A 15053-nucleotide genomic window follows, 5' to 3' on the forward strand; every position below is an offset into this window, starting at 1 on the left:
TCGGGGGCTCACGGCCGCCTCGCCTCTCCCGTGGCCCGCTGGGACGTCGACGCGTCATGCCGCGCCCGCCACTGCCGCACCTCGCGCGCCAGCGCCTCCGTCGTCCGGGGCGCCTTGCGCAGCGCCTCCTCCGCCTGCCTCGCGAGCGTCCTCGCCTGCTCGCGCGAGCCGTCCGAATCCCACGTCGCCCGGGCCAGCCAGAACAGCGCCTTGGCCCGGTCCGCCGGAGTCACCTGCGCCTTGCCCGCCAGGAGCACCGCCTCCTGGAGCGTCGCGAGCGCCGCGCGCGGCCCCTCCAGCCTGCGCTTCGCCTCCGCCAGCAGCGTCAGTGTCGACACCAGCTTGGGGTGCTCGGGCCCAAGGCCCTTGCGCCGCATCGCGAGCGCCCGCTCGAACCCCGCGTGCGCCGCGCCCAGCCGCCCCTCCGCCAGGTCCGCCTTCGCCAGGTTCTGCAACACCGAGGCGACCCGCGGATGCTCCGGCCCCAGCGACTTCTCCCACAACCCACGCGCCAGCTGCAGCAGCGGCCGCGCCTTCCCAGGCTCCCCCAGGTCCAACATCACCGAGGCCAGGTTGTTGTACGTCAGCGCCAGGTCGGGGTGCTCCGGCCCCAGCAGCCGACGTTGCACCGCCAGCGCCTCCCCATAGGACTTCTGCGCCAGCCGCGACTCGCCCAGGTCCGCGTACGCAGTGCCCATGCTCGTGAGCACCGAGGCCACCCGCGGGTGCGTGTCCCCGTGCACCGCCAGCAACGCGGGCATCGCCTCCTCGTAGCGCGCCAGCGCCTCCGTGAGCCTGCCCTGGAGCTGGAGCGCGTCCCCCAGGTTGACGCGCACCATGTTCGTCGACGAATGCGCCGCACCCAGGCGCCGCTCCCCCAGCGACAACGCCTCCTCGTAGCGCGCCACCGCCTCCTCCACCCGCCCCTGCAGCCGCAGCGCCGTGGCCACGTTGTTGAGGTGGCTGACACACACCGGATGCTCGCGGCCGTACGCGCGCTGCTGCAGCTCCAGCGCGCGCTCGTAGTAACCGCGCGCCTCCTCGTAGTGCCCCTGGAGGTTGAGAATCAGCCCCAGCGCCGTGAGCGGCGCGTCCAGCCGCGGGGACTCGGGCCCATGCGCCTGCTCGAACAGCTCCAGCGCGCGACGGAAGTCCTCCTGCGCGCGGACAGCCTCGCCCTTGCGATGGAACAGGTGTCCCCGGAACAAATGCAGCTCTCCGGCCGCCCCGGGCGCCTGTCGGATGTCCAGCCGCTCCAGCGTCGCCTCCGCCAGCCTCACGGCCCGCTCCGCCTCCGCGTAGCGCGCATGCCCCTGGAGCTCCGAGTCCGCCAGCCCCATGAGCGCGCGGACCATCAGGTCATCGTCCCGTCCGGCCAGGGCCGCCAGCTGCGCCGCGTCGAAGACCTCCGCGGCCTCGGTGAAGCGCGCATGCGCCTTCTCCACCAACCCCAGCAGGAACAACGCCGACGCCTCCATCGGCCGATACCCCGTCTGCCGCACGGCCTGGAGCACCTCCTCCGCCACCTGCCGCGCCCGCGCGTGCTGCCCCGCCTCCTGCAACGCCATGCCCTCCGCGAGCCGCGCCTGCAAGCCCTGCAATCGCTGACGCACCACCGGGTCCTCGGGCAGCGGCACCACGCTGGCCAGCGCCTCCCGGTCCGCGCAGGGCAGCAGGTCCGGCAGCGCGTGCGCCGCCTGGGGCGCGCGCTCCAGCACCGCCGCGTCCCCTTGCAGCATCAGCGTCACCGACGCGCGCAGCGCCTCGCGCCGCCGGTCCAGACACATGCCCCGCAAATCCAACATCCGCCCGGACTGCTCACCGCGCACGTGAGTGGCCTCGCACGAGTCCCGCTCCATCCGGGCAATCGCCTCCGCATACGCATCCAGCCGCCGCGCCGTCGCGCCGAAGCCCTCCTGGGCCAATGGCAGACCCGACGCGGTGAAGACCGCCTCCAGCTGGCCTCGCAGCGCCGAATCCCAGACACCCACCAGGTGCCCGTCCGCGCCCGCGCACCGCGTGGTCTCCCGGAGCCAGAACCCCGCCCCCACCCCCGCGAGCGTCGCCGCCCCCGCCCACACCGCCGCCATCCGCCAGCGCTCCCACCGGGGCCGATGCGTGAGCGCCGCGAGCAACGCCTCCATCGAGGGATGCCGCGCCGTCGGGTCCGCGCTCAAGCCCCGCAGCACCGCGCGGCGAATCCTCGCCGGCACCCGCGCCTCCCCCGACGACACCGGAGGCCCCGCGCGGATGGCCTGCACGAGCGCCGCGCGCGAGCTCGCCTCGAACGGACGCCGGCCATACAGCCCCTCGTGCAACGCCACGCAGAAGCTGAACTGGTCGCTGCGCGCGTCCGCGGGCCGTCCCTCCAGCTGCTCGGGCGCCATGTACGCGGGCGTCCCCAGCAGCGCCCCCGGCTGCGTCACCGTCCCCGCGTCCCCGGAGGAGGCCCCGTCGAGCACGGCGGACTCCACGCCCCCCGGCAGCGAGGTCTGCGTCAGCCGGGCGAGCCCGAAGTCCGTCACCCGCACGCGCCCATCCACGCCCACCAGCACGTTGTCCGGCTTGAAGTCGCGGTGCACCAGCCCCCGCGCATGCGCCGCCGCCAGGCCCTCGCCCGCCTGGAGGAAGCGGCCCAGCACCTCCGTCCACCGCCGAGGCTCCGCCCGCAGCCAGCGCCGCAGCGTGGTCCCCTCCACGAAGTCCATGGCGATGAAGAGGCTCTCCCCATGCACCCCCACGTCATGCACCGCGACGACGTGCGGATGGGACAGCCGGGCCAGCGCCCGCGCCTCGCGCCACAAGCGCTCGCGCGCGTCCTCCGCGCCGCCCTCCTTCACCCAGTCCGAGCGCAACAACTTCAGGGCCACCTTGCGGTGCAGCCTCGGGTCGTTCGCGGCGAACACCACGCCCATGGCGCCCAGGCCCACGTGCTCCAGCACCTCGTAGTGCCCCACCCGGGCGCCGCGCTCCAACCGGGGCACGCCCGCATCCGCCGAGGCGGCCACCGACTCCGCGCGCGCCTCGCCTCCCGCGAGCACCACCACCACGCGCCGACACAGCCCGCACCCATCCAGGTGACGCTCCAGCGAAGCCAGCGCGTCCCCCGACACCAACCCTTGCACCAGGTCGGCCAGCTCCGCCTCATCCGGACAGGTGCCCTCACCCATGCCGTCCCCCCTTCACCCATCCCCGGATAGACTCCCCCGCCATGGGGGATGCATTGGGGCTGAGTCGGACCTTCGTCGCCGTGACACCCGTGAAGACGTCGTCGGAAGAAGACCTTGGAACGCTGGAGGCGCGGCTGCAGGCCCTCCTCGCCCGCGCCCGACACGAGCAACCCACGCTGTGCTTCCAGCCCGAGGACTTCGTGCGCCACCTGGCCGCGCGCATGCCCGCGTCGAAGGCCCCGTGCGCGCTGTTGGAGCAGGTGCACGCGGGCGAGCTGCTCTTGACCTACGCGTGCGCGCACGCGGACACCACCGCCCTGGCCCTGCTGGACACGAGCGTGTTCGCCCGCGTGGGCGCGTGGTTCCCCGCCGAGGACGCCGAGCGCGTCGCCGAGCTGAAGCAGCGCCTGCGCCACCGGCTCCTCGTCGCCGAGGGCGCGCCCCTGCCGCGCATCGCCACGTACACGGGCCGAGGCCCCCTGGAGCGCTGGGTGCGCGCGGTGGCCACGCGGCTGCTCGCGGACCTGCACGCGGAGGTGCCCCGTCACGTGGCGCTGGACGCGCTGCCCTCGGACGCGGACGCGCTGGTGGGAGGGGACGCGGAGCTGAGCTTCATCCGGGCGCGGCATCAGGAGGACTTCCGGGAGTGTCTCCAGGAGGCCCTCGCCACGCTCTCCCCCCGGGAGCGCGGCCTGCTGCGCCTGCACCATGTCGACAACCTCTCGGTGGACTCCGTGGGCCTCATGTACCAGACCTCCCGCTCCACCGCCGCGCGCTGGATTGCGCAGGCCCGTGAGCAGCTCGTCGAGCGCACCCGCGACGCGCTCGTCCGCCGGCTCCAGCTGGCCCCCGCCGAACTGGAGAGCCTGCTGGCCCTCATCCGCAGCCAGCTCGAGGTGAGCCTCCATCGACTGTTGCGCCCCTGACAGTCCCAGACGCACAACCAACCAAGAAAACTACCAAATCATCGCAAAACCTGCGAAGTCCTTGTCGCGACGCGTCACGGCGGTTATGTCCATTGATGGAGAAATCAATGGTTCCGGGGGGCCGGCCCGCAGCGTCGAGACAACCATGACAGCTCATCCCACACCCCACACCCCACACCCCGCACCGACAGCCCGCTGGCAACCCCGCACCACCCGAAGCCTGCTCCACGTGGTGGGCACGGCGGGCGCCTATCTGCTGCTCACCGCCGCCAGCTACGTGGCCCTCGCGCACTCCATGGCCCTGGGCCTGGGGCTCGCGGTGCTCGCGGGAATCACCCTGGTGCGGGTCTTCATCCTCCAGCACGACTGCTCACACCGCTCGCTCTTCGCGCGCCCGTCGATGAATGACCGGGTGGGCACGTGGCTCGGGCTGCTCACGCTGGCGCCGCACGCGTACTGGCGCGCCATGCACCTGGTGCATCACAGCACCAGCGGCGACCTGGAGCGCCGGGGCACGGGCGACATCGTGACGATGACGGCGGACGAGTACCAGGCGCTCCGCCCCGTCGAGCGGCTGCGCTACCGGCTCTACCGCCACCCCGCGGTGCTGCTCGGCATCGGCCCGGTGTTCCAGTTCATGTTCCGCTTCCGCCTGCCCACGCTGGTGGCGCGCTCGCGCGTGCCGGAGCGCCGCTCCATCTGGGTGACGAACCTGGCGCTCGTCGCGGTCCACGCGGCCTTCCTCGCCTTCGGTGACTGGCCGCGCTTCTTCCTGATGCACCTGCTCATCACCCAGGTGGCCGCGGGCCTGGGCATCTGGCTGTTCTTCGTGCAGCACCAGGTGGAGGAGCCGTACTGGGTGCCGCACGCGCGCTGGACGCTCAAGGACTCCGCGCTCAAGGGCAGCAGCTTCCTGGTGCTGCCGCGCGTGCTCGAGTGGACCTTCGGCGCCATCAACCTGCACCACGTGCACCACCTCAAGCCGCAGGTGCCTGGCTACCTGCTGCGCGACTACATGCAGCAGCATGACTTGGAGGGCCACGGCGTGCGCCTGGGCCTGTTCGAGTCGCTGAAGGCCTTCCGCCTCAAGGTCTACGACGCGTCGCAAGGCCGCATGACGGGCTTTCCCCCCACCCCACCCCGGGGCGCACCCGCGCTCCTGGCGGCTCCGGCCCCCTCACCCGGTCGGCTGGACCGCCTGCTCACCCTCTCCGGAGAGGAGCACTGACTCCCATGTCCGACCTCATCCATGTCCTCCTCGGGCTCGTGCTCGGCTACGTCATCGCCTCGTACATCGAGTCCTTCATGCACGAGTACGTGTCCGACGCGCGCCCCAAGGCCGTGCGCTTCTGGCAGCGCGCGCCGTGGCTGTTCCGGCCGCTCATCAACACGCACTTCTCCCACCACACCATCCACCACGTGCGCACCTTCCGCGGGGACCACGTCACCCAGTTCCGCGACGAGGAGGAGAAGACGAAGCTCACCGAGGAGCTGCTCCAGCGCGGCAAGCACGGCGTCACCATCATCAAGGGCGCGTTCGCCACGAAGCTGCACGGCGAGGGCGCGTTCGTCTTCGTCTCGCCGCTGGTCATCTTCTTCCCGCTCTTCTACTTCACGCTCAAGCCCATCGCCTTCCTGGCCGGGTGCGTGACGCTGCTCCTGCCGCCGTTCATGAGCCACTTCGTGCACCCGTACCTGCACCGCCCGTTCGAGGAGGGGCAGCGCACCGCGCCCCGGTGGCTCGCGTGGTTCCTGCGCACGCGCTACGGCCGCGCCATCTACCGCAACCACTTCCTGCACCACCGCTACGGCGGCGTGTCCAACTTCAACCTGGTGCTGGGCGCGGACTACGTGCGCCGCCGCACGCGGCCCTACACGCCCAAGGATTTGGAGGTCATGGCGCGCATCGGCATGCCGCTGCCCGAGGACACGGCCACGCCGCCCGTCGAGGCCGTCCGTGGGTGAGCTTGCCTCCGGCTTCCAGGCCCCGTGGTGGCTCAGGCACTCGCACGTGCAGACGGTGGCGCCGCACCTGGACCCGCGGCGCTTCGACGTGGCCATCGAGCAGCGCCGGCACGAGCTGCCCGACGGCGACTTCGTGGACGTGCACTGGCTGAACCGCGAGGGCTCAGGGCCCCTGTTCATCCTGCTGCCCGGGATGCAGGGCACGCCCGACTCCACGTACATCCGCGCGCTGTTGGGAGAGCTGTCCCGGCGCGGCCTGCGCGCGGCGGTGCTCTGCCACCGGGGCGGCGCGGTGCCCAACCGGCTGGCGCCCTTCTACCACGCGGGCTTCACCGAGCACCTGGGCTGGCTCGTCGCCACCGTGCGCGAGCAGGAGCCCACCACGCCGCTGTACGCGGTGGGCTTCTCGCTGGGCGGCAGCATGGTCATCCGCTACCTCGCGCAGACGGGCCACCACAGCCACCTGCGCGCCGCGGCCGCCGTGTCGCTGACGTTCGACCTGGCCAGCACCGCCGCCCGCGCGTACGAGGGCATCAACCAGCTCTACCAGCTGCGCGTGCTGCGCTCCTACCAGCGCGTGGCGCGGCTCAAGGCACACCTGCCCGAGTACGCCTCGCGGCTGGGCGCGCTGTCGGGCCTGCGCGGCATCCGCGACTTCGACGAGGTGTTCACCGCGCCGCTGCATGGCTTCAGCGACGCCCAGGACTACTACCGCCGCTGCAGCAGCCGGCAGTTCCTGGGCGACATCCAGACGCCCTTCCTCATCCTCAACGCCGGAGACGACCCGCTGGTGGCGCCCGACACGCTGCCCTCACCGGGCGAGCTGCGCTCCCACGTGCAACTGGAGCTCACACCGCACGGGGGCCATCTGGGTTTCATGTACCGCCACGCTTCCGGCTTTGGCTACTATCCGCCGTCCCGCCTCATCTCGTTCTTCCTGCAGGAGCAGCGCGAAGCACATGAATCTCTATCTCCGGATGTTGTGGGTGCTCGTGTCCTCGCTGTGGAAGCCGCAGATGAAGGTGGACGCGCTGACCAGCACCCTCCAGCAGCGCGTGCTGCCCAATGATTTGGACCTGAACCTGCACATGAACAACGGGCGGTTCCTCACGGTGTGTGACTTGAACCGGGTGGACCTGTTCGTGCGCACGGGGCTGGCGGCGCTGATGATGAAGAACAAGTGGGCGCCCATCATCGTGCGCCACACCATGGACTACAAAAAGGCGCTGCCGCCGTTCCGCAAGTACACGGTGTCGATGACGATTTCGCGCTGGGACGAGAAGTACTTCTACGCCACGCACCAGTTCATCTCGAACGGCAAGGTGGTGGCGGAGGGTGAGTCCACCGCCGTCATCCTCGGCCGCCAGGGTGTGATTGCGCCCGCGCAGGTCATCGAGGCCGTCAACGCGCGCCAGGGCCGCACCGAGGCGCTCCAGGGCTGACGTCGCCTGCAGGGCCCGAGGCGTGTGGGAGGTTTCGTTGCCTGGTGTACACCGGGCAGCGGGCCTCCCCTCCTCGGGGCCGGCGCCGGGAACCCGGGGCTTTCCGTGCCTTGAGGCGGCCGCCGGCATCATTTTCGAGCGCGCGACTTCCGTTTCGGAGCGTGGCGCCGAATGATGCTCGCCCGGGCCGGGACTTCCCTTCGTGGAACAGCACATGACGACGGCGACACCCTCGACGAGACGACGCGCGGCATTCCTACGACGACACGGCACGGCGCTGGCCTGCCTCACGGCGCTGGCCACTGGCGCCGCCGCCCACGCCCAGGAGGGCGGAGGCGACTCACCCTACCGCTTCGGCCTGCTGGTGGACGCGGGCGCGCCGCACGGCATCGGCCTGTCCGCGGTGCTCAAGCCGGTGCCCTGGCTGCGGCTGCAGGCGGGGCCCACCACCAACACGCTGAGCCTGGGCCTGCGCGGCGGGTTGAGCATCCTGCCCCTGCAGACCTTCATCGCGCCGTCCATCAACGCCGAGGCCGGGTACTACTTCGGCTCGGACTACAACGACGTGGTGGACTGGCTGGGCGCCGAGCCCTCGCGGGCGACGTCCGCCATCCAGGACATCAGCTACAACTACGTGGCCGGCAGCGTGGGCCTGGAGATTGGCGCGGCCAGCCGCTTCAACTTCTTCCTGCACCTGGGCCTGAGCTACGTGCGGATGGGCGTGAAGGACGCCACCGCCCTCATCGAGGACGCCACCGACGAGTCGGACATCACCGCCCGCAACCTCACCGTTCGCGCCACCATCCCCTCCGTCAAGGTGGGGTTCCTCTTCTACTTCTTCTAAGGCCAGGAGCCCCCACCATGCGAACGACTTCCTTCCGCGCCCTGGTGCTCTCCACCTGCGCGCTCGTCGCCACCGGTTGCGACTCGTTGTTCTTCATCGAGGCGGAGGCCGAGGAGATCTGCAAGGCCGAGCCGAACGTGGACTTCCCCGCCGCCTTCCCCGGCTCCGCCGACATCGAGTACGCGCTCGACTTCCCGCTGGGCGACTTCGACGACGTGCTCCCCGAGGACACCGACGTGGAGACGGAGCTCAGGCTCCGCGGCTTCGAGGTGACGTCCAGCACGGACCTGAGCGGCATCGAGCGCGCCAGCGTGTCCGTGGTGAAGCCGGGCACCTCCGAGAGCATCCTCATCGGTGAGTACCGCCGCGCCAGCACCACGCCCACCCAGTCCATCCGGCTGACGGGCAGCGGCGCGGTGAACCTGCTGGACATGGCGCGCGAGGACTCGCTGCAGCTGGTCTTCACCGCGCGCGGCTCGCTGCCCACGCGCGACTGGAGCGCCCGGCTGGAGGCGTGCGCGGGCGTGCGCGCCAAGGCGAACTACTTCGACCTGGTGTTCTAGGTCCGCCTCACGGGTGCGCGGGAGAGGCCACGGAATGGCGCTCTCCCGCGTGCACGGGCTGCACGCCCAGGTACTCGCGGCGGGTGCCCAGGACGTTGTCGAAGAACGGATGGGTGACGCACCAGTTGGCGTTCTGGTCCGTGCCCAGGTGGTGGTCGCAGTGCCACGGCAGGTGCTCCCGGGCCCACTTCGGGTCCAGGTGGGCGCGGCGGTGGACGCGGTAGTAGTTGGCCGCGCAGGCCCAGACGGTGCCCACGAAGAACGGCGCCACCGGCAACAGGGGCGCGTGCGCGAGCGCCAGCACCGCCAGCCCCAAGAGCTCCTTGGTCTGCGCGGACCACGTCCACAAGGAGCGCAGGTACTGGTCGTCCAGCATGTCGTGCCGGCGCGAGGCCTGGTGGTGCTCGTGCCAGTGGAAGCCCCAGAAGCTCCCGCGGCGGCGCCCCAGGCCGTGCAGCACGTACTTGTGCAGCGCCCATTCGCCGAAATTGGAGTACGCCCAGCCCAGAGGGATGCCAATCATCGTCGCTCTCCCACGGAGCGCCCGGTCGACGCCCCGCCCTCGATATCATGACTATTTGGTCACTCTTTATGTATCACGCGATGCGTCGGAGCGCACGATGGTGAGTCCGAAGCGAGGGGCCAGGGAGGCGGACAAGCGTCCGGGGCGTCCGGGGGGTGTGCGGGAGACGGCGCGGCGGGAGCGGACGAAGGCGCTGGAGGACGCGGCGCTGAGGCTCTTCGTGGAGCGGGGGCTGGACGCGGTCACCATCGACGACATCACCCAGGCGGCGGGGGTGGCCAAGGGGACGTTCTACCGGTACTTCGCCGACAAGCCGGCGCTGGTGGAGGCGCTGCTTTCGCCCGTGCGCGCGGAGCTGTTGTCGGGGCTGGAGGCGTGTGGCCGGGCGCTCGCGGGGGCGCGCGGCGTGGAGGCGATGTTCGAGGCGTACCGGGCGATGGCGGCGGTCATCGCCAGCGCGCTCTTGCAGTACCCGGGCGTGGTGCGGCTGTACCTGCAGGAGAGCCGGGGGCCGGCGGTGGGGGCGCGCACGAAGGTGGCGCAGCTGTCGCGCGAGGTGTCCCGGCACGCGGTGGCCATCACCCAGAAGGCGCACACGCACGGGCTCTTGCGGCCCATCCGCCCGGCGGTGAGCGGGCTCGCGGTGGTGGGGGCGGTGGAGCGGCTGTTGCTCGCGGTGTTGAGCGAGGAGGACATCGGCAACCCGCTGGAGCTGCCGGACGCGCTCACCACGTTGGTGCTGGATGGACTGAGGGTGCCGCCGGGTGGACCTGGGGGGCGCCGGAAGTTGGACGGAGGGGGAAAGCGCCCTTAAGGGTGGGGAGGTGGGACGCAAGCGGGCCCTGGGTGGCTTCAGCATTCCGTGGTGGGCGTGGGTGGGGCTGGCGGCGGTGGCGCCGCTGGTGCTCATCAACACGGCCGTCGCGTGGCTGGGGGACACGCACATCTCGCCCCTGTCGCCCTCGTTCCTGGAGATGAAGGTGAACGCGCTGCGCTCGTACGCGGCGCATCGGCCCTCGTGTCTGTGGGATGGGCATGAGCCGCTGGAGCCGCTCATCACGCGAGCGGAGCGGCGGCACGGGCTGCCCGAGGGGTTGCTGCACGCGCTGGTGCTGGTGGAGTCGGAGGGGCGGGTGCACCGCATCTCCCCGGCGGGTGCGATGGGCCCGGGGCAGCTGATGCCGACGACGGCGAAGATGCTCGGCGTGGAGGACCCGTTCGACCCGGAGCCGGCGCTGGATGGGAGCGCGCGGTACCTGGCCGAGCAGCTGCGGCGCTTCCGTGACGTGCGGCTCGCGGTGGCCGCGTACAACGCGGGGCCCGGCGCGGTGAACGGGCGCGTGCCGAGGAACGGGGAGACGGAGTACTACGTGCCGAAGGTGCTCACGGCGTGGGCTCGGACGCGGCCGGAGCCGCCTGCGCGGCCCGTGGTGGCGGCGCGCGCGCGGCCCGTGCCCGTGGTGGCCGTGGAGACGCCCGTGCGCGCGGCGGTGGTGGTGAAGCCGGCTCCGGCGATGAGGCCGGCGCAGACGGGGGCGCGCAAGGCCGTGGCCCCCGCTCGGCCCCAGCCCGAGACGACGAAGGTGGCGTCCTCGCCTCCCGCGGCGGCGAAGGCGGAGCCTCCGCGCCCCTCTTCGACGGCGGCCGTGAAGACGGGAGCCACGGCGCCTCGACCGAAGCCGCAGGCAGCGAAGCCTGTCGCGGCGAGGCCCACGCCCTCGGCCAAGACTCCGGCGAAGCCACAGGGTGCGCCCGCGAAGGCCTCGACCCGCGCGACCCAGGCGAAGCCCGCTGTGACGCCCGGCACGCGCCAGGGCTGAGCCGCGCGAACCGAGGGAGCCGGTCCGCCACGGCCCTCATCCGCGGTCGAAGTTGCCCGACCTCAGCAGGTCGTGGATCTCCGTCTTCATCCGCTCGAAGTAGGCGTCCTCCTCGGAGACGACTCCCGAGTCCTCGAGGTCGCGGTACCGGCGCTTCTCACCAAAGTCATCCCAGGCGCGCTTGATGGAGCCGCGCCCCTGGAAGTTCTTCGGCGTGTCTCCTCCGAGCTTGGGGTTCGGGAGGAAGGCCTCGAAGGGGAGGACCAGGGCCTCGGCGAACTTGCCCTGGTTGTTGTAGGCCTGGACGGCGGTCAGGAGCTTCTCCCGTGAGGACTCGGAGCAGAACATCACGACCTGGAACTTCTCCACGCCCGGGAAGGTGCGGGTGCTCAGGTACTTGCAGAGCGCCTTGAAGCTCCCGCCACTGACGCCATAGTCCGCAATCCCTACCGTCAGGTTCGTCGGCCCGGAAGGGTTCCAGGTCCTGGCCAGCTCGACGCCCTTCGCCAGCTTCTGGGCGAAGTACTCCTGCCAGGACAAGGAGGGCATGGCGCTTTCCCCTCCGGTCGTGAGCGAGCCGGTCACCTTCACGCCGGGCAGCTTGCGCAGGACGCCCGTCTCCTCCAGGCGCTCGTTCACGAACCATCCCATGCAGCGCTTCACCAGCGTCAGGCTCTCGCCCAGGTACAACATCAAGCCGATGTCGTGCTCGTGCGACAGCCTGGCCAACTGGATGCTCATGTTGACATACGCCCCGAGCGTCGAGCCTTTCATCGGCTCGGCATTCCACGTCTGAGCGAAGAGGTTCCCTTCGCGGACCTTTCGCATCATCTCGGCGCTACAACACTTCACCAGCGTCCCGCCCTCTTCCGTGGAAGACTCGATGGTCTCACCACAGCCCGAACAGTATCCACGCGCCTGGGGCAACATCTTGCGGCACTTCGCGCACAAATCCAGCACGGGATAGCCTTCATTCCGGATGAGGCCTTCGGCGAACTCTCCGGGTTCGAACGGGCAGCCGCTGTAGCACATGAGGGTCTCGTCTCTTCCGTTGAGCAGGCGTTGGAGTCGAGGCCCGAAGCTAGCACACGGCGCAACCCCAGACTGCCCCGTGGCACGGACGCGACCCTATCCGTGCGCCAGGCCTGGGATGAAGACAGTACGTCCCAGGCAGGGCTTCTCGGAAGAGGACCGGATCCGCGAGCCCCCGTGTTCGCGGCCTGTGTCTTCGTGGACACCGCACCGCTGACGGTCGTGTAGCCCTTGGTTCCACCCTGTCTGCCGGCACGTAGCGCAGGCCGATCGAGCAGGTTTCGAGAAGCAATCCCCCGCACGCGACTCCACAGTGGGGATTCATCCCAGGAGCAACCCATGAGCTGGAGCCGAGGAATCCGTCAGACCCACCGTTGGCTGTCCGTGGCCTTCACGGTGGCGGTCATCGCCAACATCGTCGTCATGGGCCAGGAATCGCCGCCCGTCTGGGTCGCGTATCTGGCACTGCCTCCCCTCCTCCTGCTCCTGCTCACCGGCCTGTACCTGTTCGTGCTGCCATACAGGGGCCGGGCGCGCGGAGAAGCGCGACACTCCGACTGAGCGCCGCGGCCCCCATGCGGAGGTCATCCAGCGAGGGTGGAGGCCCTCAGTTGCAGAGGACCCGGAGGAGGCGTTCGGTGCGCACACGGGACACCGCCACCTCCCGAGAGGAAGCAGCGGGCCCGCATGCCATCAGCGCTCGACCTGCCGCCTACAGCGTCTTCATGTATTCGATGAGCGCCAGACGCTCCGGGTCGGTGAGCACGGAGTTGAACTCGTGCCCGCCGTTGTCCTGGCCGAAGGCGTTCGTGTTGTAGATCTTCCGGTCCTCCAACTGCTGCCGCGTGCGCGTGGGCGGGAAGAGGATGTTCCAGGAGACAATCAGGTTGCTGAACAGCACGTTCATCAGCTCCTGAGCCAGCGGCGTGGTGAACTCATCCCCCGGCTGGCAGTTGATGTACGGCGACACCGCCGGGTTCAACGGCCCGCGCCACTTGCAGGCAATCGTGTCGTACTTCCACCCCAGCTTCGTCGAGTCGAACGCGCGCTGCAGGTCCGTGTCGAACCCCATCACCACCAGCGGCTGGTCCCACCGCGGCGGCGTGGAGACCCGGCGCCAGATGGGCTTGCGGTCCGACGGCTTGAGCACCTCCCACACGTTCGGCACCGAGCCGTTGTGGAAGTACGGCGCCGTGGCCCAGACGCCATAGAGCGGCGGCGCCAGATAGCCCAGCGGGCGGTTGCCCCGGATGTGCGGCTGGTTCTGCGGACCGCAGTCCTGGTCCGTCCCCGCCGTCGTCGGATAGCCGAAGAAGTTCTTCGCCCCCGCCGACTGCACCGCCGCGTTGTTCGTGTTCACGCGCACGGGGTCCGTGCCGATGATGTCCAGCGGGACGATGTAGCTTGCCATGCCCTCCAGCGCCGGGGACGCGAGGAAGGACGGGTCGTTGACGTACCGGGGCGCGTACGCCCCGTGGCAGCTCGCGCACGAGCCGTTGCCCTGCGGCCGGGGCACCGTGTTGTTGCGCGAGGGCGCCCACATGTCGAGCGTGTGGAACAGCACCGCCCCCTGCTCCGCCAACGTCGGGTTGATGGGCAGCGGATACGGCGGGGACTTCAGCGCGTCCACCCAGGTGTTGAGCGACGGGCCGTTCTCCCGCATCCAGTCCTGTCCCGCCTCGCTCAGCGGCCCGCCGGCACTTCCGAACAGACCGATGAACGGCGTGTAGAACACCATGTCCACGCGCGGCGCATCCATCGGGAACACCCCGTCGACGAACTTCACCGGACGGTGCCCCATGTTCCACCACGCCGGCGTGTCCATGCCGGCGGTGGAGCCGGAGTTGATGAGCCCAATCACCTCCGAGGGCCGCAGCAGCTTCTCGTCCGGGAACAGGAAGGCCAGGTTGATGTCACTGGCGTTGTTCGTGCCGCGCGTGCGGTTGAGGTTCAGGAACGTGGCCAGCGACGCGGGATACCCCAGCGGCAGCAAATCACTCAGGAACAGGTCCAGGTCCGCCAGGCTGCTGCCACCGCCCACCTGGACGCCCATCCCCGGACCATCCGAGGGCTTTCCCACCATGCCGCTGTGGCAGGCGTGGCAGGTCACGCCGATGCGCCCGCTCCAGCTGCCATCCGGGTTGCGCAGCTGCGTGAGCATCTCCGGCAGCTGCCCGCTGCCACCGTTGGAGAGGTTGGGGAACTGCCCCGGCAGCGGATAGGGGTTGCGCTTGGGACTCAACCCCGAGCCGTAGCGTTGCGAGACCAGGGTGTCGAAGTTGTCGGGACGGAAGGGAAAGCCCCAGACCCGCCACAGCTCGTTGTACTGCGCGGCGGAGAACGTCGCGATGCCGAACGCGGCCTCGGGCACGGTGTAGTCGGTGCCGGTGAACAGCGCGCCCACGCCGGGGTGGCCGTTGGTCAACAGGCCCTCTCCGTGGTCGAAGCGCGCGCGCAGCTCGCCGCACGTCTTCGCCGCGCCGACCTCCTTCACCGCCACCGGGTCGACGTGGCAGTTCTTCCAATAGGCGTTGAAGTGCACCGCCTTGCCGTTGCTGATGCCCGGCTGCACCAGCGTGCGCGGGTCCACGGGCAACAGCGTGCTGTCCGCCTTGCCGTAGCAGAAGTCCCACTGCACCGAACCGCCTCGACTGCTCTTCAACAAGTCATTCGCGGCGCCGACGCCGGGGACCGCCAGCGTCGCCACGGCAACCCACGTGCGAATGAATGACACGGCGTAACGGCTTCCTGTGAGTGACTTCCTGACG

The 15053-nt window shown here is 70.4% G+C and carries 14 protein-coding genes; 10 read left to right on the forward strand and 4 right to left on the reverse strand.

The features are described from left to right. Positions 1-8: 8 nt before the first annotated feature. Positions 9-3170 carry a serine/threonine-protein kinase gene (locus tag K8625_RS09875; protein ID WP_223782545.1) on the reverse strand — a complete coding sequence of 1054 codons (3162 nt, stop codon included), beginning with the start codon at positions 3168-3170 and terminating at the stop codon, positions 9-11. Between the two features lie 41 nt (positions 3171-3211). Here K8625_RS09875 and K8625_RS09880 point away from each other — a divergent pair, with 41 nt between their 5' ends. From K8625_RS09880 to K8625_RS09910, 7 genes are all read left to right on the forward strand, one after another. Next, positions 3212-4096, forward strand: coding sequence for a sigma factor-like helix-turn-helix DNA-binding protein (locus tag K8625_RS09880; protein WP_223782546.1), 885 nt, complete (start codon positions 3212-3214; stop codon positions 4094-4096). Between the two features lie 145 nt (positions 4097-4241). Next, positions 4242-5324, forward strand: a complete 1083-nt coding sequence (locus K8625_RS09885; RefSeq protein ID WP_223782547.1) for a fatty acid desaturase — start codon at positions 4242-4244, stop codon at positions 5322-5324. Positions 5325-5329: 5 nt separating this feature from the next. Further along, on the forward strand, positions 5330-6061 hold the full coding sequence (locus K8625_RS09890) for a hypothetical protein (protein WP_141332770.1): 732 nt from the start codon (positions 5330-5332) through the stop codon (positions 6059-6061). Next, positions 6054-7130 carry a YheT family hydrolase gene (locus K8625_RS09895; protein ID WP_223747136.1) on the forward strand — a complete coding sequence of 359 codons (1077 nt, stop codon included), beginning with the start codon at positions 6054-6056 and terminating at the stop codon, positions 7128-7130. The genes K8625_RS09890 and K8625_RS09895 overlap by 8 nt, the downstream gene beginning before the upstream one ends. Further along, positions 7021-7503: an acyl-CoA thioesterase gene (locus K8625_RS09900; protein ID WP_223747135.1), complete on the forward strand. Its 483-nt coding sequence runs from the start codon at positions 7021-7023 to the stop codon at positions 7501-7503. Before K8625_RS09895 ends, K8625_RS09900 begins: the two co-directional genes overlap by 110 nt. A gap of 214 nt (positions 7504-7717) precedes the next feature. Then, positions 7718-8347: a hypothetical protein gene (locus K8625_RS09905; protein ID WP_223747134.1), complete on the forward strand. Its 630-nt coding sequence runs from the start codon at positions 7718-7720 to the stop codon at positions 8345-8347. 17 nt (positions 8348-8364) lie between these two features. Beyond that, positions 8365-8910, forward strand: a complete 546-nt coding sequence (locus K8625_RS09910) for a hypothetical protein (protein ID WP_223747133.1) — start codon at positions 8365-8367, stop codon at positions 8908-8910. Positions 8911-8917: 7 nt separating this feature from the next. Here the strand turns inward: K8625_RS09910 and K8625_RS09915 are convergent, their stop codons facing one another. Beyond that, positions 8918-9433 (reverse strand): hypothetical protein, encoded by a 516-nt coding sequence (locus K8625_RS09915; protein ID WP_141332766.1) that lies wholly within the window; start codon positions 9431-9433, stop codon positions 8918-8920. 97 nt (positions 9434-9530) lie between these two features. Between K8625_RS09915 and K8625_RS09920 the strand changes: the two genes are divergently transcribed. Continuing rightward, complete coding sequence (locus tag K8625_RS09920; RefSeq protein WP_223782548.1) at positions 9531-10247, forward strand: TetR/AcrR family transcriptional regulator; 717 nt, start codon at positions 9531-9533, stop codon at positions 10245-10247. A 10-nt stretch (positions 10248-10257) separates the two neighbouring features. Next, the gene (locus tag K8625_RS09925) at positions 10258-11253 is read left to right on the forward strand and encodes a lytic transglycosylase domain-containing protein (protein WP_223782549.1); all 996 of its coding nucleotides are present in this window, start codon (positions 10258-10260) and stop codon (positions 11251-11253) included. Between the two features lie 36 nt (positions 11254-11289). Here the strand turns inward: K8625_RS09925 and K8625_RS09930 are convergent, their stop codons facing one another. Then, on the reverse strand, positions 11290-12285 hold the full coding sequence (locus tag K8625_RS09930) for a hypothetical protein (RefSeq protein WP_223782550.1): 996 nt from the start codon (positions 12283-12285) through the stop codon (positions 11290-11292). A 339-nt stretch (positions 12286-12624) separates the two neighbouring features. Here K8625_RS09930 and K8625_RS09935 point away from each other — a divergent pair, with 339 nt between their 5' ends. Next, a complete protein-coding gene (locus tag K8625_RS09935; protein WP_223747128.1) occupies positions 12625-12846 on the forward strand; it encodes a hypothetical protein in 222 nt (73 codons plus the stop codon). A 151-nt stretch (positions 12847-12997) separates the two neighbouring features. Here the strand turns inward: K8625_RS09935 and K8625_RS09940 are convergent, their stop codons facing one another. Next, positions 12998-15019, reverse strand: coding sequence for a hypothetical protein (locus K8625_RS09940; protein WP_223782551.1), 2022 nt, complete (start codon positions 15017-15019; stop codon positions 12998-13000). Between the last annotated feature and the right edge of the window lie 34 nt (positions 15020-15053).

The sequence above is a fragment of the Myxococcus sp. AS-1-15 genome (genome assembly GCF_020037055.1).
GTDB lineage: Bacteria > Myxococcota > Myxococcia > Myxococcales > Myxococcaceae > Myxococcus > Myxococcus fulvus.